This is a genomic window from Vibrio misgurnus, from assembly GCF_029635775.1.
GTDB classification, from domain to species: domain Bacteria; phylum Pseudomonadota; class Gammaproteobacteria; order Enterobacterales; family Vibrionaceae; genus Vibrio; species Vibrio chanodichtyis.
This window is the reverse complement of record NZ_CP113241.1, coordinates 2,205,648-2,227,170: the sequence shown is the minus strand read 5'-3', so window position 1 is coordinate 2,227,170 and position 21,523 is coordinate 2,205,648. Positions and strand designations below refer to the sequence as shown.

The window sequence follows — 21,523 nt, the reverse complement described above, 5'->3', positions numbered from 1 at the left end:
TGCTCTGTGTGCTACCTGATAATTATCGGATCACCGCTCAGATCACCAAGGTGTGGTGGCAATCGGTACGGGTATAAAAGTCGGCGAATTATAACTGAGCCGAGGAAATTGGGTAGAGCTGAGCGTGCAAAATTGCGCAAAAAAGCACCCGCCAAGTGCGGCTTAAGTCGGCATGTTTGGCTTAAACCTTGCCGCGTTATGTGGCTTTGCTGTTATCCCTGATACCCACTCAACATATCAAACACCACCCGAGCAAATTGCTTGGTTTTATTTGGATCAGATAACAACTGCATCATCTGCTCTTGGTGGGCGGCGCTGCTGCTCAGTATGGCGTCATCAAATGCCCGAGGGAAATCGCCCAGCATGGCTTGTTCCCGTGTATTGTTGGCAATCTGGCTCATAACCGTCTCGTTTTCAGTGAGTTTATCGCGCACGGTAAAGGCATAATTGAGCATGTCTTTATCGGTCAGATTATCAGTCACAAAAACTTCGTTCAGGCGCTCGATGATGTGCGATAAGAACTCTTCTTTTTTGTCTTTGGGTTTAGCGGTGCCGACATCATTACTCGGTTTGAGCGAGTAGTCTTGGGTATTTTCTTGCAGTTGTATGTCTTGCTGGCGGATTTTGGATAAGCGGTAATGCGTCATCACCACATTGTTCAAATCCAGCTCATCTTCTTCTATGACTTTCTCACGTAGCAGTGGGCGTAAATGGCGAGCGTACAGACTCAGTTTTTCGAGCTCTTTGTCGTCGTAATCCACAATCTGTGACATAAACTCATAGAAACGCACATAACTGCCCAAGTCTTTTTTGAAGATCTCTAGACGGTCTTTTTCCTGCTTGCACTCTTTGAAGCTGTTTTCTGCATTCGCCATCAATACGGCATCGCCGGTTTTCTTGGTGCGTTCAAAGACATTTTTCGCATGCAGATAGGCTTCTATTGCCGAGCTATAACGCTTGCGCCAGCGATCAACCGCAGGCTTACAGATATTGCTGATAGCGGCGTTTGATTTGTTTTTGGTGAAAAACGCATCAACAAATTGTTCTACTTCTGACCACAAGAAAATTCCGCTTGCCCGTAACTTCTCGAACAAGTCGAAAACCTTATCGGTATCTGACACATCTTCGAGTTCGGCGACTTGGTAATACGGCTGAAAAGCATCGAGAATATCTTGCGGATCGTTATAGAAATCGAGCACAAAGGTGCCGGACTCCGCTTTGCTTGGATAGGTGCGATTCAAACGGGAAAGTGTCTGCACACACTCCACACCGGCGAGCTTTTTATCTACATACATGGCGCACAGCTTTGGCTGGTCAAATCCGGTTTGAAACTTGTTAGCCACCAGCATCACTTGATAATCATCAGAGTTAAAGGCTTTGCGCATTTCGCGCCCTTTCAGATCAGGGTTCATATTAAGCTCGGTGAACTTCTGATCCATAAATGCGCTGCTATCGGGGTCTGCGGCGTTAAACTCAACTTCCCCTGAGAAGGCGACCATGGCCCGAATACCGGCATAGCCATGCTCGGCAACGTATTTATCAAACGCGAGTTTGTAGCGTACCGCCTCTTTACGTGAACTGGTAACGACCATGGCTTTGGCTTGGCCACCCAGTAAGCCCATCACGTTCTTTTTAAAGTGTTCGACAATCACTTTCACTTTCTGTGAGATGTTGTGATCGTGCAGGCGTACCCAGTTGGTGAGTTTTACCTTGGCTTTACCGGCATCCACTTCTTTATCTTCAGCTTCTAACTTCTGCTTAAGCTGGTAGATCACCTTATAGTTGGTGTAGTTCCTCAGCACATCCAGAATGAAGCCTTCTTCAATGGCTTGTCGCATGGAGTACACATGGTAGGCAACCGGTAAGTTACGCTTAGAGGCTGGATGTGACGGATCAGGTCTACGGCCAAATAGCTCAAGGGTTTTAGCTTTAGGGGTCGCGGTAAACGCGTAGTAGCTAAGATTGGCGCTACCACGGCGAGCGGCAATGGTGGCATCCAGAATGTCTTCTGAACAAAGCTCAACGTCATCATCGGCTTCTTCTGTCATCAACACTTCTTTGAGCTGGCGAGCGGTTGCCCCTGTTTGTGATGAGTGAGCTTCATCGGCAATGATGGCGTAACGGCGCTCTTTAAGTGCGGTTGAGTTCTCGATAGCTTTGAGTACAAACGGGAACGTTTGAATGGTAACGATGATGATCGGCTGTGAGGTTTCCAATGCACTGGCTAACTTTTCTGATTTTGAGCCATCGCCTTCTTTGCGGTTGATGCGGCCCACAACGCCATCGGCATGTTCAAACTGATAGATGGTGTCTTGTAACTGGTCATCGAGCACGGTTCGGTCAGTGACCACAATCACCGAGTCGAACTGTTTGTTTCCTTGCTCATCGTAGAGAGTGGAAAGCTGGTGGGCTGTCCATGCAATCGAGTTTGATTTACCAGAGCCTGCGCTGTGCTGGATCAGATACTTATTCCCTGTGCCTTCCTCAATGGCGGCATTGACTAGCTTGGTGACGACATCCCATTGGTGATAACGAGGGAAAATCAGGGTCTCTTTTTTATACTTACGCCCTTCCCAGTCCTCTTTTTCTTCGATTTGCAGGTGGATAAAACGCCCGATGATATTAAGCAGGTTAGCCGGTGTTAATACCTCATTCCACAGGTAATCCGTCGCGTAGCGGTTGGCATCATCGGGAATGTCATTGCCTTTACCGCCATCGTGGGTGCCTTTGTTAAAGGGCAGGAAGAAGGTCTCTTCTCCGGCCAGCTTGGTGGCCATATACACTTCATACTGACTCACTGCAAAATGCACCAGCGCCCCTCGTTTGAAGGTGAGCAGCGGCTCTGGGTTTTTGGTGGCGGGATCTTTGGGCAAGCGGGTGAGCTTGTACTGAGCAATAGCGTTTTCTACGGCTTGTTTGAACTCAGATTTGAGCTCTAGCGTGGCCACCGGCAGACCATTAACGAACAGCACTAAATCAATGCGCCATCTCTTGGCTTTTTTGCCACTTTCTTGTTCGTGCTCTTGTGTGGCATACGGGCTGTAAACCAGTTCAGGTACGACTCGGCAGATATTGTTCTGATAACGAGCCAGCGTTTCAGGGTTGAGATTATGTTCGGGTTTGAACTGACACAAGGTAAAACGGGCGCTGCGAGTTTTCAGGCCATGACGCAATACACCTAAGGTGCCAAAGGTGCGTGAGGCGCGATCGGTGGCATTCTCATCGGCTTTCTTGAGCTGGGTGACTAACGTATCCAGAAAATGGCGCTCAGAGTCGGTAGGGAAAATGGTACAGAACTTCTGCCACTCTTTTGGCTGCGTGGTCTGGATAAAGCGCAGAACATCGGTTTCATACAATGCCGATTCGCGGTTGTAGCCGTCACCCGTACCTTGCACCCAACCGTTAGCCACCAGTTGGTGGATAATATCGTCCTGAAATACTCGTTCGCTTGTTGTATCTTTCATCTTATTGTCTTTTTATTCTTTGTCTTATGCTAAACGTAATTTAGCGGCTGGTGTGGCGTGGTGAAGTTTTTAGGGCGTTAATTGTCTCCGCAGCGCGGAGACAATCGGCTCATCGGTATCACACTCGGCAAACTTCATGCAGTGGCGCAGTTGTTGTGCGCACCAGCCGCGGCCAAATTGGGCCGTCAGTTGTTTGGCCTGCTGGATTAGGGTAATGATCTCTTGCGCAATAAAGGTGCTCGGTGTTGTCATAGCGCCTGCTCTTCCGTGCTGGTGGAGGGGGATTGTCCGGGGGTTTGCCAGTTACGCACATCAATTTTTCCGGTTACGGCAGCGGAAATAAGGGCGGTACGGCGTTCTTTTAATAGCCGAACTGCTCTTTCTGCCTTAAAAACGAGTCCATCGAATTGGTTTTTTTTAAAAGTTATATGTTCAATGATTGAGTCTTGCTCTGTAAGCGGAGGGATAACAAATCCTAATCCAAGCAAGTCTTCTTGAGTCATGCTTGGTAATGCAGTATTCGTAGATAGCAAGCTAAATGGAAATAATAAAGACTGAAAGAATATAAACTCAGCACGGCAGGATGCTTCTAGCTCGCTATAGAACATTGTATCAACAGTCCAAAATTTACCCTCTACGAGCAATGGCTTATCTACAGTTCCTTTTCGACCAAAAAGAATTGATTTTCCATCAAATAAATACGCGGAACAACGTTTAAAAATACCACCGGACCCATAAACAGGATAGCCGCCATCTTCAACCTCAACGTCTTTGTAATCTTTCCCATTTTTAATGCGAAGAGTATTTTTCAAGCGACCACAAACCCAATGCTCTGGCACTTGACCCAACCATTCAACACCTGAATCTTTCATCGGTACGTCTGGGTTTAGCCCTTTGGTGACGGCGTGGCTAATGACTGCTTGGCGCTTTTCTTGTAGCAGCGAAATCAGTTGCTGTTGTTTTTCGATTAGCGCGTCGATTTTGGCCGTTTCGTGATCGAGGAAGTTGGCTATTTGGGTTCTATCGCTAACTTCTACGGGAACAGCAAAAGTGTAATTACCCAAATGCTCTTGTGTCATACTCGGCAGAGCAGTGTTAGTTGAGTAGCGAGCGAACTGTATTGTTGTCGCGAGGTAGTAAAGGTACTTAGCATCTGTTTCTGGCTGCATTTCAGTGTAGTACATAGTGTCTACAGTCCAGAATGGCTCATTAATATATAGTGGCTTATCGATAGTTCCTTTTCTTCCAAGCAGCACCGAGGGCTTGTCGTACATAAACTCTGTTGCGAATGCAAACTGCCCTCCAGAGCCCATTACAGGGTATCCAACCTCAGATTGAACCACTTTGTAGTCCTGCCCATTTTTAATTGATGCTAGGTGTTTCAAACGGCAGGTTTTCCAATGGCTAGGTATTTCACCCAACCATTCAATACCAGAATTTTTATACTCTGGATACGCCTGATATTTACTCATCTTCACCACCCCAAAAAATATGTGTGCGCCAGTTATCAGGAAAGCCCATTGGTGCCAGTGGTACGCTGTACATCACTGTCACCAAGGCTTTCACTTTGTTATGCCACTGACTATCAGGGCTGATCTGCCTCATTAAATGCGCCAATATCAGCAACACCACATAAATTCGGCGATTTGGAAAGGACGCATGTAGCTAGAAAGACGGAAAAAGCTAATCACTTCAAGGTAACGCTTAGCGCGTTCTGGATCGCGAATGGTTAGGCCACGCTCTTGCAACAAAGCAATTTGTTCATCTAATGTTTTAGCAGTTTTGGTAAAGGTTGCCATCAGTTCGCCTCCATGAGTGGGGCGAAGCAAATAGCGAGTTGAGGCAAATTACAGGCAGAAAAAAGCCCACTCAATTTGAGCTTGCAGAGCATAGGCTTGGTGGGCGTGTTAGCCGCATTATTGGCCACGCCGTCATTTTTAGTCAAGTAAAATTGTTGGCAAAACCGTTTAGAAACACGGGATGAAGCAACTAGACGATACATATTGATCACGAATGTACCTCTTGCAGCAATTGCATAATGTCACGGCTTACTGCATCCAAATCAGCATCAATCGCTTCCAATGTACGTGGTGGCTGATAAACGTAGAAATGGCGATTAAACGGGATTTCATAGCCCACAATGCCAATTTCGTTATCTTTTTCATCGCGCTTATCGGCGTTAATCCATGCATCGGGTACATGGGGCAGCACTTCGCGTTTCACATAGCTTTCAATCAGGCTTAATGTGCTGACGCTCGGGTCTAATGGTACGTTTTCGTTATCACGCAGGTCGCCATCTTGCTCAAATTCGACCACTTTGCCTTTATAGCTGAATGCACCATACAGAGGCTGAGCCTCTTCTTTCAGCTCTTTTTTGATAACCGGTTCGGCGTCTGGGTTTTTCCATGTAATGGCGTCGATAAACTGTTTTCTCTGCTTGGCATCTAACTTGATGTCAGTGGTTTTCAGTGCCCCTTTGAGGGTGAGTTCAAACTGATTGAAGTCATGCGATGGTTGCGCTTTGCCGCCTAGCTTGTCGCCCAAGGCCGCTTGTAGCGTTTGGGCTGCATCCACCAGCATGCGCTGGCCAAGCCAGAGTTTGCTATCCAATACCTCTTTGATTTGTTTTTCTTTCAGCTCAGGAAAGTCAGCTTTAATCAGGGCGCGGACTTCCGCTTCTACATCCGCCAATTGGCCATAGGTGGAGTCTGTCCACGTTGTGCCCCATTGGGTATACACCGCTTGCATCACGGCATTGAGCGGTTTGGGGGCAAAGCGTAAAGACTCAATGGCGGCATCGGTGATTTGCGCTGACAGACGCAGTGGGCGCTCAATGGTCAGTCGGCGATAGCCAAAGGCATGAGTATCGAACAGCTTGGCGCTCAGAGGCTTGCCGCTTTCGGTTTGTTCTTCTTTGGCTTCAAAGGCCCCGAAGCTTTTGGTAATGGCGCGAATTTCTTCTTCGTCTAAGTAGTTACGCTTCGAGCCGAGTGATTTGCGCATCTTACAGCTCAAATCGGCACCATTGATCAACAGAACCTTACCTTTACGCTCGGCGGCTTTCTTGTTGGTCAAGATCCACACATAGGTGGCAATGCCGGTGTTGTAGAACATGTCTGTCGGCAGCGCGACAATGGCTTCGAGCAGGTCAGCTTGCAGAATATAACGGCGGATCTCACTTTCACCACTGCCCGCACTGCCGGTAAACAGCGGTGAGCCATTGAGGATAATGCCAATTCGGCCACCTTCACTGACGGTATTATCGGTATTGCGCGTATCACGTAATTTACTGATCAAGTGCAGCAAAAACAGCAGTGAGCCATCCGATACACGCGGCAAACCGGCACCAAAGCGGCCATCAAAACCTTTTTGTTCGTGTTCGTCCTTAATGTCGCCTTCGATCTTTTTCCAATCTACCCCGAACGGTGGGTTAGAGAGCATGTAATCAAACTTATCGGTAGGCAGTTGGTCATTTGACAGGGTATTACCCAGCTTGATGCGGCTAACATCTTGCCCTTTGATTAGCATATCGGCTTTACAGATAGCGTAAGACTCAGGGTTGAGCTCCTGACCAAAGGCTCGCATTACCGCCTGAGGGTTAAGCTCATGCACATATTCCATACCGGAGGATAAGAAGCCGCCCGTACCGCAAGTCGGGTCATAGATGGTGCGGATAATTCCTTCTTTGTTGAGTGCATCATCATCTTCCATAAAGACCAATGAGGTGGTGAGGCGCACGATATCACGTGGGGTAAAATGCTCCCCTGCGGTTTCGTTCGAACTTTCAGCAAAGCGGCGGATCAACTCTTCAAACACCAAGCCCATTTCATAGTTAGAGATGGTTTTCGGGCTAAGGTCAGTGGTGGCGAACATTTTCACCACTTTGTACAGCAAATCGGCGTCAGCCAGCAGCCCGACAAACTCATCAAACTTCAAGTGCTCGAAGATTTCACGCGCATCGTTGGAAAATGACTGCACATACTTTGCTAAGTTAGCTTTGATGTCTTTTTGCCCCATGGTGGCCAAATTCATTGGCGAGATATTGAAGAATGCGAGCCCTTCTGGATTGGCTGGGGTTTGGGTGGCACGTAGCAGGAATTTTTCTTGTGCTTCTTCCGGCAGGTTGATCGGCGTGATGCGATGGTACTCGGCAACAACAGCTTCTTTACTTGGGGCAAGCACACATTCAAGGCGGCGTAGCAAGGTAAATGGCAAAATCACCCGACCGTATTGCGATTGTTTGAAATCACCGCGCAGCAGATCGGCAACAGACCAGATAAAGGCCGCGACCTGAGAGAAGTTGTTGTTAGTCATAAAAGCTACTTTATTAATAGGCTAATTTTGTGCGTAATGGTGGGGATTTTACCCTAAAATGTGTAGGCATTTGAAAATATGCAGTCATATTTGGGATGTTAACCTGTACATTGATAGATACTTCGGTGTGATCATCTGCATTGCAGCATTTCGTGATTTCAGTCATGCTGATCAAGGCTTGTGTGCGTCAGCTCGGTTGCGTGAAAAATTATGAGTAAATGACGCAGATTAAAACAAGGTAGAACTTGATGAACACCCTGATTACTGTATCCGCAAGGAACGTGATCATCATAAGGGAACGCGGTCAGCGTTTTTAAATTTTACGAATTTCTATTCATCAAAGCCTATTTATCATAAGCATCTGCTTTGATGCCTCTACAATTCAATTAGTTAGGTTTTTTATGCTGCTGATGATCGATAACTACGATTCGTTTACTTACAACCTGTATCAATACTTCTGTGAGTTAGGGGCCAAGGTTAAGGTGGTGCGCAATGATCAGATTGATCTCGATGGTATTGAGGCTTTAGCGCCGAGCCATTTGGTGATCTCTCCCGGGCCTTGTACCCCAAATGAGGCGGGCATTTCGCTGGCGGCGATTGAGCATTTTGCTGGCCAGCTACCGATTTTAGGTGTCTGTTTGGGGCACCAAGCGATGGCGCAAGCGTTTGGTGGTCAAGTGGTGCGCGCACGTCAGGTGATGCACGGTAAAACCTCGCTGATCCGCCATAGCGGACAAGGCTTATTTGCTGGACTGAATAATCCACTGACCGTGACTCGCTATCACTCATTGGTGGTGAAAAATGAGACGCTACCGGAGTGCTTTGAGCTAACCGCATGGACAGAGCTCAGTGATGGTCGTGTTGATGAAATCATGGGCTTTCAACATAAAAGCCTAGCACTAGAAGCAGTGCAGTTTCACCCTGAGTCGATTAAAACCGAGCAGGGTCACCAGTTGTTGGCCAATTTCTTACGGCGCGATACCCTTCCTACTTGAGGCTGCAGTGGTGTTGGCTACGTTCCTTCACCCCAATCACATAGTTTACCTATGCTCATGGGGATTCACTCACTTGCCTCCTAGCTGCAACTCCAAGTTGTTTGGGTATAGTGCTTCGTTTTCTGAGCTATTTTCAATTTTTCATAAAAAAAAGCTTCATAAAAAAACGTTTTTATTGCATAAGTAATCATTAGTGGCGCAGTGTTGCAAGGGAGTGGTTAATGATGATGGAAGCGAGTGTCGATCGGAGTTGGTTTGATGAGGTAATGGTACCTTGCTATAACCCGATGGAGTTTATCCCAGTCAAAGGTCGTGGGGCACGAGTTTGGGATCAAAGCGGAGCGGAGTATATCGATTTCGCTGGTGGGATTGCGGTGAGTTGCTTGGGGCATTGCCACCCAGTGATGGTTGAAGCCTTAACCCATCAAGCCAATCAGCTATGGCATTTGAGTAATATCATGACCAATGAGCCAGCGCTGCGTTTAGCCAAAAAACTCACTCAAGTCAGTTTTGCTGAAAAGGTCTTTTTTGCTAACTCGGGGGCGGAAGCTAACGAAGCGGCCCTGAAACTGGCTCGTCGTTATGCGGCGGATGTGTATGGCGCTGAAAAATCGGAAATCATTGCTTTTAATCAAGGGTTTCATGGTCGCACTTTGTTTACCGTTTCGGTCGGTGGTCAAGCGGCCTATTCGGATGGTTTTGGGCCTAAACCGGGCGATATTGTGCATCTGCCTTATAATGATCTGGCGGCGTTACAAGCACAAATTTCTGATCGCACTTGCGCGGTGATGATGGAACCGCTGCAGGGCGAAGGCGGGATTATTGCGCCCAGCGGCGAATTTGTGCAAGCGGTACGCGAATTGTGTGACAAACACCATGCGCTGCTGATTTTTGATGAAGTACAAACTGGCAATGGTCGCACCGGTGATTTTTATGCCTATCAAGGGTTAGGGATCACGCCGGATATTCTTAGCACCGCCAAGTCGCTTGGTGGTGGTTTCCCGATTGGTGCGATTTTGACCACGGCGAAAATTGCGCAACATATGCAGGTTGGTGTGCACGGTTCGACTTATGGTGGCAATCCATTAGCGTGCGCGGTGGCGGAAGCGGTGGTCGATTTTGTGTCCCAGCCAGATATTTTGGCTGGCGTTCGGCAGCGTGAGCAGTGGATGCGTGCGGAGTTGGCAAAAATTAATCAAAAATATCACCTATTCCAAGAAGTGCGCGGTAAAGGCTTATTGCTGGGGGCGGTGTTGAATGAACAGTGGCAGGGCCGTGCACGAGATATTCTGCAAGCTGCCGGTCAGCAGGGTTTGCTGGTCTTGATGGCGGGAGCGAGTGTGGTGCGTTTTACTCCGTCATTAATCATTAGTCAGCAAGAGATTGCCGAGGGGATGGCGCGTTTAGATAGCGCTATCGCCACGCTGGTTGGTTAGTCATCCGCTGATACACTAAACTAAAAAAAGAGCCACCCAATGCAAAGGGTGGCTCTTTTTATCGATCTGGTGATCACGCAACAGTTAGCGAGTACCGTACACCACGATAGTTTTACCGTGAGCAGAGATCAGATTTTGCTCTTCTAGCATCTTGAGGATGCGGCCAACGGTTTCACGTGAACAGCCAACAATTTGACCAATCTCTTGACGGGTGATTTTGATCTGCATGCCATCAGGGTGGGTCATAGCATCAGGTTGACGTGCTAGGTTGAGCAGAGTTTGGGCAATCCGACCGGTGACGTCTAAGAACGCCAAGTCACCCACTTTTTGGCTAGTGACTTGCAGACGGCGAGCCATTTGACCTGAAAGGCGCATCAAAATATCAGGGTTAACCTGAATCAATTGACGGAATTTCTTAAATGAGATTTCAGCCACTTCACAAGGTGTTTTAGCTCGAACCCAAGCGGTACGCTCTTGGCCTTCTTCAAAGAGGCCCAGTTCACCGATGAAATCACCTTGGTTTAGGTAAGAGAGGATCATCTCTTTACCTTCTTCATCTTTAATCAGTACCGCGACTGAACCTTTAACGATGTAATACAGCGTTTCCGCTTTCTCACCCGCGTGGATCAGTGTGCTTTTTGATGGGTACTTATGAATGTGACAATGTGAAAGAAACCACTCTAGTGTTGGATCGGTTTGAGGTTTACCTAGAACCATAATTATCTCACTTCCTCTGCAGGGTACGCTTGCCGCTATCCATATTTTAGCGAAGCCTCAATTGGGTTTACTAGAATAAAAGGTGTTACCTAGTGCTGCAAGCTCTCTTATGTTTCGATTGAGAATAGTAGCGTCTTTCCAAAATGATTTCTTGATTTTAATCGTGTCACTGACCTGATTTGCTACGCAAAAATGTGCACATGATCACGGTATGAAAAGTAAGCATTCATAACTGGTCGGAGCTAGCCAATTTTTCCGGTTTCAATCAGTTGCTGCAGCAGTGGGCGTACAATTAAATCCATCGCAAAACTCATCTTGCCGCCGGGCACAACGATGGTGTTATGGCGTGACATAAATGAGCCATCAATCATCGCCAATAGGTATGGAAAATCAACGTTTTTAATGCCACGGAAGCGGATCACTACAAAACTCTCATCCAAGGTTGGGATGCCTTTCGCGTTGAGCGGGTTGGAGGTATCGACGGTCGGTACCCGTTGAAAGTTAATATGGGTGCGTGAAAATTGTGGGGTGATGAAGTTGAGGTAGTCATCCATTGAACGGACGATCGAATCCATCACTGCTTCACGTGAATGACCACGATCGCGGGTATCACGCACGTATTTCTGGATCCACTCAAGGTTAACAATCGGCACCATACCAATCAGAAAATCAACGTGCTGTGCAACATTGACTGCGCCATCAACCACACCACCGTGTAAGCCTTCATAAAACAGCACATCTGAGTTTTCTGGCAGCGCTTGCCAAGGGGTAAAGGTGCCTGGGATTTGATGGTATGGCACGGCTTCGTCAAACGAATGCAAGTAGCGGCGAACTTGGCCGGTGCCGCTTTTGCCATATTGACGAAAGAACTCTTCTAGCGCTGAGAAGTCGTTGGCTTGCGGACCAAAATAGCTGATATGGCGACCTTGTTCGCGGGCTTTGCGGATTTCACTATCCATTTCCGGGCGGGTGAAGCGATGAAAGCTGTCTCCCTCAACCCATGCTGGTTTAATGTTCATTATATTGAACATTTTACGAAACGCTTCTGAGGTGGTGGTAGTGCCGGCACCGGAAGAGCCGGTCACCGCAATGATGGGGTGTTTAGCTGACATGACAAACCTTGTCCTTAAGTCCTTGAATTGGGTGCCCACTTGGCTCCCGTTGCTCAATGACTATAGCACGGTCAAGGTTGTCGTCACTGCTGAGTTAAAATGGTTGGCATTTAATATCGACGCTTTCATGCAATTCGGAATAGACGATTGCCGCTTGCCCAGTTTGTAATTGAACGCGTACTTGGGCTATTTTGTCCTCCAGTGACACTTCTATATCGCCATAATCTGTACCTTCACGCAGCACAAATTCTCGGATCAAATTGTCGAGTGTTGCTGGCGCAATTTGTTGCCAGGGGATGATCATCAATACCTCTTGATTTGATAACAGATTGCTCGGCTTTCACCGAATAGGTTGCCGAGTGTCTGTGCTATCTCGCTGTCCATCAAGTGGTCCAGCGAGATAACCAGCGTCGGGGTTAGGCGGTTTGTGCGCTAGCGTGCTTTAAGCGTTAAATTGCTGTTCCATCTCTTCTAAGATTTCCTGTTCGCTCATCCAGGCTAGTTCGACTTGCTCTAGCTCGGATTTGGCGGCCGCTTGTTTGGCCAACACCTCAGTCAGGGTGGCTTTATTTTCGACTTGGTACAGGGCGCTATCCGCTAACTGGTTTTCCATTTCGCCGACTTGTTGGTTCAGTTGGTCGAGTTTATTTTCTAACTGGGTCAGTTTTTTGCGAATTGGCGCGGTGAGCTTACGAAAATCGGCTTCACGGCGCTTTTGCTCTTTTTTGGCCGCTGCGCTGTTGGTGCTGTTGGTGCTGTTGGTGTTACTGCTAGTTTGGGTTTCTTTGCGTTCGGCTTTTTGCTGATCGGTCAGCCATTTGTAGTAGTCATTCAAGTCACCATCAAATGGCGCAACTTGGTGATCATGCACTAAATAGAGATCATCGGTGGTGGCGCGCAGTAAGTAGCGATCGTGGCTGACGATCACCATTGCGCCTTCATAGCTTTGCAACGCTAAAGTCAGCGCCTGACGCATATCCAAATCCAGATGGTTGGTCGGTTCGTCGAGCAGCAGTAGGTTGGGCTTTTGCCATACAATCAGTGCCAGCACTAAACGGGCTTTTTCACCGCCAGAGAAAGGCGCAACTTTTTCGAGGGCTTTTTCACCATGAAACCCAAAGCTGCCTAAGTAGTTACGTAGCTCTAACTCATTTTTATCGGGGGCGATTTGCATCATGTGTTGCAGTGGCGTCTCTTCCGGATGCAGGGTTTCTAACTGATGCTGGGCAAAGTAGCCAATTTTTACCCCTTGCGAGTAGCTGCAGTCACCCGATTGTGGTTTCAGATCCCCAGAGAGCAGTTTGATCAAGGTTGATTTACCGGCTCCGTTACGGCCAAGCAAACCGATGCGGCTGCCGGGCACCAAATTCAAACGGATTTTTTCCAGAATTAAGTTATCGCCGTAGCCCGCCGCCACTTGATCCATCATCAGGATCGGGTTCGGTAGCGCGGCTGGCTCACGAAATTCAAAACTGAACGGGTTATCAAATTGGGCTGGCAGCACGGTTTCCATCCGCTCTAACGCTTTGAGTCGGCTTTGTGCTTGGCGAGCTTTCGACGCTTTATAGCGGAAGCGATCAATATAGCTTTGCATGTGCGCCATCTGTTTTTGCTGCTTTTGATAGGCCGCTTGTTGCTGGAGCATTTTTTGCGCGCGTTGGTGCTCAAAGGATGAGTAGTTACCGGTGTATTCGTTTAAGGTCTGATTCTCAATATGCACAATCCGGTTGATGATTGGGTCGAGGAAGTCTCGGTCATGGGAAATCAGGATCAGCGTACCAGGATAGCTTTGTAACCAACGTTCGAGCCACATTACCGCATCCAAATCTAAGTGGTTGGTCGGCTCATCGAGCAGCAGTAAATCTGAGCGGCAAATCAGTGCTTGTGCCAGGTTTAAACGCATTCGCCAACCACCGGAAAATTGGGTCAGATTCCAGCTCATCTGTGGTTGTGAAAAGCCCAAGCCGTCCAGCAGCTCTGAGGCGCGAGCACGAATACTATAACCACCGACCATCTCGATTTTGCCGTGCAGCTCCGCCACTCTCGTGCCGTTATCGGCCATTTCCGCCTCAGCTAATTGACGTTCTAGCTCGCGATATTCGCGATCACCATCAATCACATACTCCAGTGCGGTGCGATCTAGGGCTGGGGTTTCTTGCGCTACCCAAGCTAATTCCCAATAGGCGGGTTGGCTGAACGATCCCGCATCAATTGAGAGTTCATCTTTCAGCAATGCAAACAGGGTTGATTTACCACAGCCGTTTTTACCGACTAAACCGACTTTATCGCCGGGATGAATGGTGGCTGAAGCGTGCTCAAGGAGGGGTTTACCGCCGCGCAGTAGCTGAATATCAGAAAAGGTAATCATAAAAAATCGTTTATCGCCGGTTGAATTTGCGCTCGGAATAGTAGGTGGAATAAGGATAAAAGTCGATCATTATACCGATTCGGGTATGATTGCGCCGAGTCAGCATGCCGATCCGTCGATGATGGGAATTTTTAAGCCGGAGTAATTGAGTTTCTGCGTGTGATCTTCATAATATCGACAACTTTCTTCTTTTGGCGGGTATTTGGCCGTCGAGAGACAACCTCCCTGGAGCAGTTATGAAAATTGAAAAAAACACGGTAGCAAGTCTTGCTTACCAATTGACTATCGAAGATGGCGTGGTAGTGGATCAGTCTACGGTTGAAGCACCACTGGATTACCTGCACGGTCACAATAACCTGATTTCAGGTCTTGAGCGTGAGCTAGAAGGCAAAGTGGCGGGCGATAAGTTTACCGTAACGATTGCACCGGAAGATGCGTATGGCGAACACAATGCTGACTTAGTGCAACGTGTTCCTGCGGATGTGTTCCAAGGTGTTGATGAGTTGGAAGTGGGTATGCGTTTCTTGGCCGATACCGATCAAGGCCCGATCCCAGTTGAAATCACTGAAGTTGATGGTGATGAAGTGGTGGTTGATGGTAACCACATGCTGGCTGGTCAATCACTGACTTTCAGTGTTGAAGTTGTCGCGGTACGCGCAGCTACTGAAGAAGAGATGGCACACGGTCATATTCACCAAGAAGGTGGCTGCTGTGGTGGTCATGATCATGACCACGATCATGAAGGCGGTTGCTGTGGTGGCGAAGGCCACGATCACGACCATCACGGTCATGGTAAAAAAGAAGGCTGCTGTGGCGGCGGTAGCTGCGGTTCACACTAAGTGTTAAGCAGCCGACTAGCTGATAACAGATTGGTCTAGTCAGGTCTATTGGCAAAGCGCTCACCGCGATCCGGTTAGCGCTTTTTTTGTGGCTGATTTTTTGCTTTTTATCGATAGACTACGCCTTAAGTCCCATACCACCATGATGCGTGGTATACCGTTGGAGAAACTGGTTATGAGTCATCCTATTGCGATCGCCATTCATGGTGGTGTTGGCAGCGTGTTATCTGCACAAATCGATGCCCCGTTACGTGCTGAAATTCTCACTACATTAGAGCAAGCTGTGCGTGCCGGACATCAATTGTTAGTGCAAGGCACTGATGCGTTAGATGCAGTGGTGGCGGCCGTGACGGTATTGGAAGACTCACCACTGTTTAATGCCGCCAAAGGGTCGGCATTGACTGATAATGAGATGGTTGAGATGGATGCCTCAGTGATGCATGGTGCCGAGCGTGCGGTGGGAATGATTGCTAGGGTGCGTCATATTAAAAATCCGATTCAGCTTGCGCGTGATGTGCTGCGTGATAGCCCGCAGGCATTTTTGAGCGGTGAAGGGGCTGAGCAGTTTGCTTTTCAACAAGGACACCAATATACCGAGCAGGATTATTTCTTCACTGAGCGATGTTATGAGCAACTCCAGAGTCTCAAGCCACAAACGGATTTAGCGCTTTGCGATGCGACTGAACCATTCTCGCCAAGTCAACATCTCGTGGTGCAACAATCTGGCTCGGTCGGTGCGGTTGCGCTCGATCAATGGGGGAATTTAGCTGCGGCATCCAGTACTGGTGGCGTTGCTAATCAACCGGTTGGGCGAGTTGGAAGTGCGGCGCTGATGGGGGCGGGTACGCTTGCTGAAAATGGTAATGTGGCAATTTCATGTACCGGGACGGACCAATATTTGCTGCGTTATTCGGTGGCCAGTGATATTGCTGCCCGCATGCGTTATCTGCAACAAGATGTGCAGACCGCATGTCAAAGTGTGCTGCAAGGCGAGCTGAAAAGCCTTACTAGCGAAGTGGGTTTAATTGCAATCAATGCCAGTGGCGACGTTCACTTTGCGACGAGCGGTGCTGTAATGTATTGCGCCAGTATTGATCGACATGGGCAATTGAGTGTCAACATTTACGCCGACCAATAATTGCGCGCTAATAACTGAATGGATTTTCAAGACTGTTTTATATGAATTTTTGATGCTTAAAAAATGACTGCAACGATTCACATTCGGTGCTAGAATCCTTTTTTAACTAGCAATCAGACTTGGAAAGATGGGTAATAACGTAGTCGTTCTTGGCACCCAATGGGGTGACGAAGGTAAAGGTAAAATCGTAGACCTTTTAACTGAAGATGCAAAATACGTGGTTCGCTACCAAGGCGGACATAACGCAGGTCACACACTAGTAATCGACGGTGAAAAAACCGTTCTTCACTTGATTCCATCCGGTATTCTTCGCAACAACGTGAAGTGCATTATCGGTAACGGTGTGGTTCTGTCACCAGATGCGCTGCTCAAAGAGATGTCTGGTCTCGAAGCGCGTGGTGTACCTGTTCGTGAGCGTCTTTTCATTTCTGAAGCTTGCCCCCTGATCTTGCCATACCACATTGCGCTTGACCAAGCGCGCGAAGTTGCTCGTGGTAAGAAAGCGATTGGTACTACGGGTCGTGGTATCGGTCCTGCATACGAAGACAAAGTGGCTCGTCGTGGTCTGCGTGTTGGTGACCTATTCGATATGGCTTCTTTTGCTGACAAACTGCAAGAAGTAATGGCATATCATAACTTCCAACTGGAGCATTTCTACAAAGTAGAACCGGTCAGTTACCAAGCGGTACTGGAGCAAGTGCAAGGTTATGCAGAATTGTTGATGTCGATGGTGATTGACGTGACTGACGAACTGGATGCAGCGCGTAAGCGTGGCGATAAGATCATGTTCGAAGGCGCACAAGGCACCCTACTTGATATCGACCACGGTACTTACCCATATGTCACCTCTTCCAATACCACTGCTGGTGGTGTAGCCGCTGGTTCTGGTTTTGGCCCTCGTCACTTGGGTTATATTTTAGGTATTGCCAAAGCATATTGTACTCGTGTTGGTGCAGGTCCATTCCCAACGGAATTGTTTGACGAAGTGGGCGACCACCTAGGCACTAAAGGTCATGAATTTGGTGCAACCACGGGCCGTAAGCGCCGTTGTGGTTGGTTTGATGCCGTGGCGATGCGCCGTGCAATTCAAATTAACTCAGTAACAGGTTTCTGTCTGACTAAACTTGACGTTCTTGATGGTCTGAAAGAAATCAAGATCTGTACTGGTTATCAAATGCCAGATGGTTCAATTGCGCAAGTTTCACCAATGGCTGCAGATGCATTCGAAGGTGTAACGCCAATTTTTGAAACCATGCCTGGTTGGTCTGAAACGACCTTCGGTGCAAAAACTTTGGCTGAATTGCCACAGACTGCACTGGATTACATCAAGCGCATTGAAGAGCTGACCGGTGTTCCTGTTGACATCATCTCTACTGGTCCAGACCGCAACGAAACTATCATCAAAGTTCACCCATTTAGCGTGTGATCTTGAGAGAAAAAAATCGCAGCCGACTCATTGAGTCGGCTTTTTTTTGCCATACTGTCAGCGGTATGCTGTGCATCGGTGGCAAAAAGTTGCCGCAAAACGGTAAACGGGGCTAAAGCGATCGCATAAAATGCCGATATAGAAAGCAAACCGAGTCCGCGTGCAATGCTGCGCGTAACGATTACCGGTGTTATGTAAGAGTGCGGATATGAAGCTACGAACGCTAGCCGCTTCCTTATTGCTTGCATGGTACTCCTGCTACAATCCTGCTTATGCTGAGGATTTAGGAGAACCAGTGCCTATCTATTCGGAAGCTGAGCTAATCAAACTGATTGAACAAAATAAGCATCTTGAGCGTGTAAAAGCGGATCATTGCCAGATTGTGGAAGATATTGTTGCGCGTGCGACGCGTATCAGTCTGCCTGCTTATGAATTTCTGTATGGCGATATGCTAGCGTGGGGAGTGTGTGTCGAACAGGATGTTGAGCTTGGCCTGTATTATATGGAAAATGCAGCCCATCAAGGATTGCCTGCCGCACTTGAGCAGCTCGGACGTTATTACTCGCGTGGTACGTTAGTCCAGCAAGATAAACAGCGCGCAATTCCTTATCTACGCGAAGCGGCGGCAATGGGTAATCTAAATGCACGTATTCAACTGGCCGAGCTGTTATTGCGTGATTACGGCAGCCCGCGAGATTACGAAGATGCGTATCGTTGGCTGTATAATTCGGTAACTGCGGATCAGCGGACTCACCATCGTATCGCTCTCCTGCGCCAAGGTTTAGAGCGGCGTATGCCGGAAAATATCATCGCGCGCGCTAAGCGCAGAGAAACGTTTTGGTGATATCCCCTTGCTACTTGAAGCGGTAGCGGTGTTGGCTAGGTTGGTTCACTTCAATCACATAGCTTGCCTATGCTCATGGGGGCTCACTCGCTTGCCGCCTACCTGCAACTCCAAGCTGTTTGGGTGTAATGCATATCACGGATTGGTCAGTCAGCAATATCGTTGATTTAGCCGATTAAGCTCTCGCTGTCGTCAAGCGGGATTCACCTATTTTACTATCCATCAGCCTCACTTGGCTGATTGGCTCGAAGCCGATCATAAATCTTGCTGATTCATCATTTAAATTTGATATAGATCACATTAAATAGCATGATGAGTCAGTTCTGTGCGTTGTCGTTAGTTGTTCATTGTGACAAAGCATTAGGATATAACCTATACCCCTCGATAAGCAGGTCTGCCTATGTCTGACACCACACACCTTGATCCATTTGCGGATCGAGAAGCCGACAACTATGACAATCCAATTCCAAGTCGTGAGTTCATTCTGGAATTTTTAACTCAAGCTAATGTTCCGATGAATCGCAACGATCTGTTCGAAGCGCTAAAACTGGCCGGCGAAGAACAGTACGAAGGGTTGCGCCGTCGCTTGCGAGCCATGGAACGTGATGGTCAACTGGTATTTACTCGTCGTCAATGTTACGCCTTGCCTGAAAAATTAGAGATGGTGAAAGGTTACGTCATTGGCCACAAAGATGGGCATGGCTGGGTACGCCCAGAAGGAAGCCTTAATAAAGAAGGTGATATTTTACTCCCACATCACCAGATGCGTTCGCTGATCCATGGTGATTTTGTGTTGGTGCAGCCAAGTGGTACCGATAAGCGAGGCCGTAAAGAGGGGCGCTTGGTGCGCATTTTGGAACCGCGTAATGACCAAATTGTTGGGCGTTTCTTTTTTGAACACGGTTACTCCTATGTGGTGCCGGATGACTCGCGGATCCATCATGATATTTTGATCCCTGACGAATTACGTGTCGGTGCGCGGATGGGTAACGTAGTGGTGATTGAGATCACTGATCGCGGTACTCGCAATCGCGGCATGATGGGTAAAGTGGTCGAAGTGCTCGGTGAAAATATGGCGCCTGGGATGGAAATTCAGATTGCGATCCGTACCCACCAAATTCCCCATGAGTGGCCAGCCGAAGTTGAACAGCAAGTCGCAGGGCTGGCAGAAGAGGTACCGGAGCAAGCTAAACAAGGTCGCGTTGACCTGCGTGCTTTACCGCTGGTCACCATTGATGGTGAAGATGCGCGAGATTTCGATGATGCGGTCTATTGTGAAGCGAAAAAAGGTGGTGGCTGGCGCCTATGGGTGGCGATTGCCGATGTAAGTTATTACGTGCGCCCAGATAGCGCACTGGATAAAGAGGCGATTAATCGCGGTAACTCAGTCTACTTCCCATCACAAGTGGTTCCTATGCTACCGGAAGTGTTGTCCAATGGTCTTTGTTCGCTCAACCCACAAGTCGATCGCTTGTGTATGGTGTGTGAAATGACCATCTCCGAGACAGGTAAACTGTCTGGTTACAAGCACTATGAAGCGGTGATGAATTCGCACGCGCGTTTGACTTACACTAAAGTGCACGAAATCCTCGAAGGCGATGAAGAGCTGCGTGAGCGCTATCAAGAACTAGTACCTCATCTGCAAGAGCTGCACAAAATGTATCAGGTACTCAAAGATGCACGTGATGAGCGTGGTGCGATTGAGTTTGAAACGGTGGAAACCAAATTCATCTTTAATTCACAGCGTAAAATTGACAGCATCGAACCTGTGGTGCGTAACGATGCCCATAAGCTGATTGAAGAGTGCATGATCTTAGCTAATATCGCATCAGCTTCGTTGGTGGAGAAAGCCAAAGAGGCAGCGCTGTATCGTATCCATGAGCCGCCAGGTGAAGAGCGTTTAACTGGATTCAGAAGTTTCTTGGGTGAATTAGGCCTTGATCTAGCCGGGGGATTAGAGCCCGCGCCGACCGATTACGCGAATTTGATGAAGCAAATCGGCGAGCGACCAGATAAAGAACTGATCCAAACCATGCTACTGCGTTCGATGAAGCAAGCGGTATATAACGGTGCTAATGCTGGTCACTTTGGTTTGGCTTTAAAACGTTACGCACACTTTACCTCACCGATTCGTCGTTACCCAGACTTACTGCTGCATCGTGCAATCAAGTATTTGATCGCCAAACAAGAAGGGCGTAATCAAGATCGTTGGACCCCAACCGGCGGCTATCATTATTCATTTGATGATATGCATTTTTATGGTGAGCAGTGTTCGATGACTGAGCGGCGTGCTGATGATGCGACTCGTGAAGTCGCTGATTGGCTCAAATGTGAATATATGCAAGACCATGTGGGTGAAGAGCTCGATGGTGTCGTTGCCAACGTGACCAGTTTTGGTTTCTTTGTACGCTTGAGCGATCTGCATATTGACGGCTTAGTACATATTTCGACGTTAGCTAACGATTACTACCACTATGATCCGATCGGTCAACGTTTAGTTGGGGAAAGTTTTGGTGCTATTTATCGGCTCGGTGATGCCGTGAAAGTGAAAGTATTGGCCGTCAACCTTGATGATCGTCAAATAGACTTTGAATTGGTCGAAACAAGTCGTAAGCTACGCGGCCAAGGTAAAACCGCCAAAAAGCGTGCCGAAGAGGCAAGGGCCAAAGCTCAGGGTAAAAAGCAAGCCGCGAGCAAAGGCGGTCGGGCTAAGGCGCCAGTAAAATCAGCGGTACAACCTAAGCTAGAAGCGACACGCCATCCAGATGGCCCCGCGGCTACCAAAACCAAAAAAACCAAAGCGCCGAAAAAACGTAAAAACCAAGCGGGTAAGAAAACCAGCAAGGCACGAGAAAAAACCAAATAGGTAG

General features: G+C 48.1%; 17 protein-coding genes. 7 read left to right on the top strand and 10 right to left on the bottom strand.

The features are described 5' to 3' along the window. Positions 1–212 precede the first annotated feature (212 nt). The 6 genes from OOK74_RS10225 to OOK74_RS10200 form a co-directional block, all read right to left on the bottom strand. Positions 213–3,464: a type I restriction endonuclease subunit R gene (locus OOK74_RS10225; protein ID WP_278182732.1), complete on the bottom strand. Its 3,252-nt coding sequence runs from the start codon at positions 3,462–3,464 to the stop codon at positions 213–215. Between the two features lie 69 nt (positions 3,465–3,533). Next, positions 3,534–3,716 carry a DUF1016 N-terminal domain-containing protein gene (locus OOK74_RS10220; protein ID WP_278182731.1) on the bottom strand — a complete coding sequence of 61 codons (183 nt, stop codon included), beginning with the start codon at positions 3,714–3,716 and terminating at the stop codon, positions 3,534–3,536. Continuing rightward, a complete protein-coding gene (locus OOK74_RS10215) occupies positions 3,713–4,936 on the bottom strand; it encodes a restriction endonuclease subunit S (RefSeq protein ID WP_278182730.1) in 1,224 nt (407 codons plus the stop codon). Before OOK74_RS10215 ends, OOK74_RS10220 begins: the two co-directional genes overlap by 4 nt. Continuing rightward, positions 4,929–5,069, bottom strand: coding sequence for a hypothetical protein (locus tag OOK74_RS10210; protein WP_278182729.1), 141 nt, complete (start codon positions 5,067–5,069; stop codon positions 4,929–4,931). The genes OOK74_RS10215 and OOK74_RS10210 overlap by 8 nt, the downstream gene beginning before the upstream one ends. A gap of 14 nt (positions 5,070–5,083) precedes the next feature. After that, positions 5,084–5,263 (bottom strand): hypothetical protein, encoded by a 180-nt coding sequence (locus tag OOK74_RS10205; RefSeq protein WP_278182728.1) that lies wholly within the window; start codon positions 5,261–5,263, stop codon positions 5,084–5,086. 208 nt (positions 5,264–5,471) lie between these two features. Continuing rightward, on the bottom strand, positions 5,472–7,778 hold the full coding sequence (locus OOK74_RS10200; protein ID WP_278182727.1) for a type I restriction-modification system subunit M: 2,307 nt from the start codon (positions 7,776–7,778) through the stop codon (positions 5,472–5,474). A 401-nt stretch (positions 7,779–8,179) separates the two neighbouring features. Here OOK74_RS10200 and OOK74_RS10195 point away from each other — a divergent pair, with 401 nt between their 5' ends. Both OOK74_RS10195 and OOK74_RS10190 read left to right on the top strand, forming a co-directional pair. Next, positions 8,180–8,773 (top strand): aminodeoxychorismate/anthranilate synthase component II, encoded by a 594-nt coding sequence (locus OOK74_RS10195; RefSeq protein ID WP_274722634.1) that lies wholly within the window; start codon positions 8,180–8,182, stop codon positions 8,771–8,773. Between the two features lie 221 nt (positions 8,774–8,994). After that, the gene (locus OOK74_RS10190) at positions 8,995–10,209 is read left to right on the top strand and encodes an aspartate aminotransferase family protein (protein ID WP_278182726.1); all 1,215 of its coding nucleotides are present in this window, start codon (positions 8,995–8,997) and stop codon (positions 10,207–10,209) included. An 84-nt stretch (positions 10,210–10,293) separates the two neighbouring features. Here the strand turns inward: OOK74_RS10190 and crp are convergent, their stop codons facing one another. The 4 genes from crp to OOK74_RS10170 all read right to left on the bottom strand — a co-directional run bounded on the left by crp (position 10,294) and on the right by OOK74_RS10170 (position 14,406). Next, positions 10,294–10,926 (bottom strand): cAMP-activated global transcriptional regulator CRP, encoded by a 633-nt coding sequence (gene crp / locus OOK74_RS10185; RefSeq protein WP_000242749.1) that lies wholly within the window; start codon positions 10,924–10,926, stop codon positions 10,294–10,296. Between the two features lie 242 nt (positions 10,927–11,168). Further along, positions 11,169–12,038 carry a phosphoribulokinase gene (locus OOK74_RS10180; RefSeq protein ID WP_278182725.1) on the bottom strand — a complete coding sequence of 290 codons (870 nt, stop codon included), beginning with the start codon at positions 12,036–12,038 and terminating at the stop codon, positions 11,169–11,171. Between the two features lie 94 nt (positions 12,039–12,132). Next, positions 12,133–12,342 carry a YheU family protein gene (locus OOK74_RS10175; protein ID WP_278182724.1) on the bottom strand — a complete coding sequence of 70 codons (210 nt, stop codon included), beginning with the start codon at positions 12,340–12,342 and terminating at the stop codon, positions 12,133–12,135. 138 nt (positions 12,343–12,480) lie between these two features. After that, positions 12,481–14,406, bottom strand: a complete 1,926-nt coding sequence (locus tag OOK74_RS10170; protein ID WP_278182723.1) for an ABC transporter ATP-binding protein — start codon at positions 14,404–14,406, stop codon at positions 12,481–12,483. A 236-nt stretch (positions 14,407–14,642) separates the two neighbouring features. On the opposite strand from OOK74_RS10170, the gene slyD reads away from it, so the two are divergent. The 5 genes from slyD (at position 14,643) to rnr (ending at position 21,519) form a co-directional block, all read left to right on the top strand. After that, complete coding sequence (gene slyD, locus OOK74_RS10165) at positions 14,643–15,245, top strand: peptidylprolyl isomerase (protein ID WP_166014250.1); 603 nt, start codon at positions 14,643–14,645, stop codon at positions 15,243–15,245. Positions 15,246–15,420: 175 nt separating this feature from the next. Next, positions 15,421–16,383: an isoaspartyl peptidase/L-asparaginase family protein gene (locus OOK74_RS10160; protein WP_278182722.1), complete on the top strand. Its 963-nt coding sequence runs from the start codon at positions 15,421–15,423 to the stop codon at positions 16,381–16,383. A gap of 127 nt (positions 16,384–16,510) precedes the next feature. After that, entirely contained in the window at positions 16,511–17,809 is a 1,299-nt protein-coding gene (locus OOK74_RS10155; RefSeq protein WP_166014252.1) for an adenylosuccinate synthase, read from the top strand. A 208-nt stretch (positions 17,810–18,017) separates the two neighbouring features. After that, a complete protein-coding gene (motX, locus tag OOK74_RS10150) occupies positions 18,018–18,653 on the top strand; it encodes a flagellar protein MotX (protein ID WP_274722656.1) in 636 nt (211 codons plus the stop codon). Positions 18,654–19,053: 400 nt separating this feature from the next. Beyond that, positions 19,054–21,519 (top strand): ribonuclease R, encoded by a 2,466-nt coding sequence (rnr, locus tag OOK74_RS10145; protein ID WP_278182721.1) that lies wholly within the window; start codon positions 19,054–19,056, stop codon positions 21,517–21,519. Positions 21,520–21,523: the final 4 nt, after the last annotated feature.

Coding starts and splice junctions, on each gene's coding strand:
- OOK74_RS10225 (WP_278182732.1), bottom strand. CDS start 3,464: ATGAAAGATACAACAAGCGAACGAGTATTTCAGGACGATATTATCCAC.
- OOK74_RS10220 (WP_278182731.1), bottom strand. CDS start 3,716: ATGACAACACCGAGCACCTTTATTGCGCAAGAGATCATTACCCTAATC.
- OOK74_RS10215 (WP_278182730.1), bottom strand. CDS start 4,936: ATGAGTAAATATCAGGCGTATCCAGAGTATAAAAATTCTGGTATTGAA.
- OOK74_RS10210 (WP_278182729.1), bottom strand. CDS start 5,069: ATGAGGCAGATCAGCCCTGATAGTCAGTGGCATAACAAAGTGAAAGCC.
- OOK74_RS10205 (WP_278182728.1), bottom strand. CDS start 5,263: ATGGCAACCTTTACCAAAACTGCTAAAACATTAGATGAACAAATTGCT.
- OOK74_RS10200 (WP_278182727.1), bottom strand. CDS start 7,778: ATGACTAACAACAACTTCTCTCAGGTCGCGGCCTTTATCTGGTCTGTT.
- OOK74_RS10195 (WP_274722634.1), top strand. CDS start 8,180: ATGCTGCTGATGATCGATAACTACGATTCGTTTACTTACAACCTGTAT.
- OOK74_RS10190 (WP_278182726.1), top strand. CDS start 8,995: ATGATGATGGAAGCGAGTGTCGATCGGAGTTGGTTTGATGAGGTAATG.
- crp (WP_000242749.1), bottom strand. CDS start 10,926: ATGGTTCTAGGTAAACCTCAAACCGATCCAACACTAGAGTGGTTTCTT.
- OOK74_RS10180 (WP_278182725.1), bottom strand. CDS start 12,038: ATGTCAGCTAAACACCCCATCATTGCGGTGACCGGCTCTTCCGGTGCC.
- OOK74_RS10175 (WP_278182724.1), bottom strand. CDS start 12,342: ATGATCATCCCCTGGCAACAAATTGCGCCAGCAACACTCGACAATTTG.
- OOK74_RS10170 (WP_278182723.1), bottom strand. CDS start 14,406: ATGATTACCTTTTCTGATATTCAGCTACTGCGCGGCGGTAAACCCCTC.
- slyD (WP_166014250.1), top strand. CDS start 14,643: ATGAAAATTGAAAAAAACACGGTAGCAAGTCTTGCTTACCAATTGACT.
- OOK74_RS10160 (WP_278182722.1), top strand. CDS start 15,421: ATGAGTCATCCTATTGCGATCGCCATTCATGGTGGTGTTGGCAGCGTG.
- OOK74_RS10155 (WP_166014252.1), top strand. CDS start 16,511: ATGGGTAATAACGTAGTCGTTCTTGGCACCCAATGGGGTGACGAAGGT.
- motX (WP_274722656.1), top strand. CDS start 18,018: ATGAAGCTACGAACGCTAGCCGCTTCCTTATTGCTTGCATGGTACTCC.
- rnr (WP_278182721.1), top strand. CDS start 19,054: ATGTCTGACACCACACACCTTGATCCATTTGCGGATCGAGAAGCCGAC.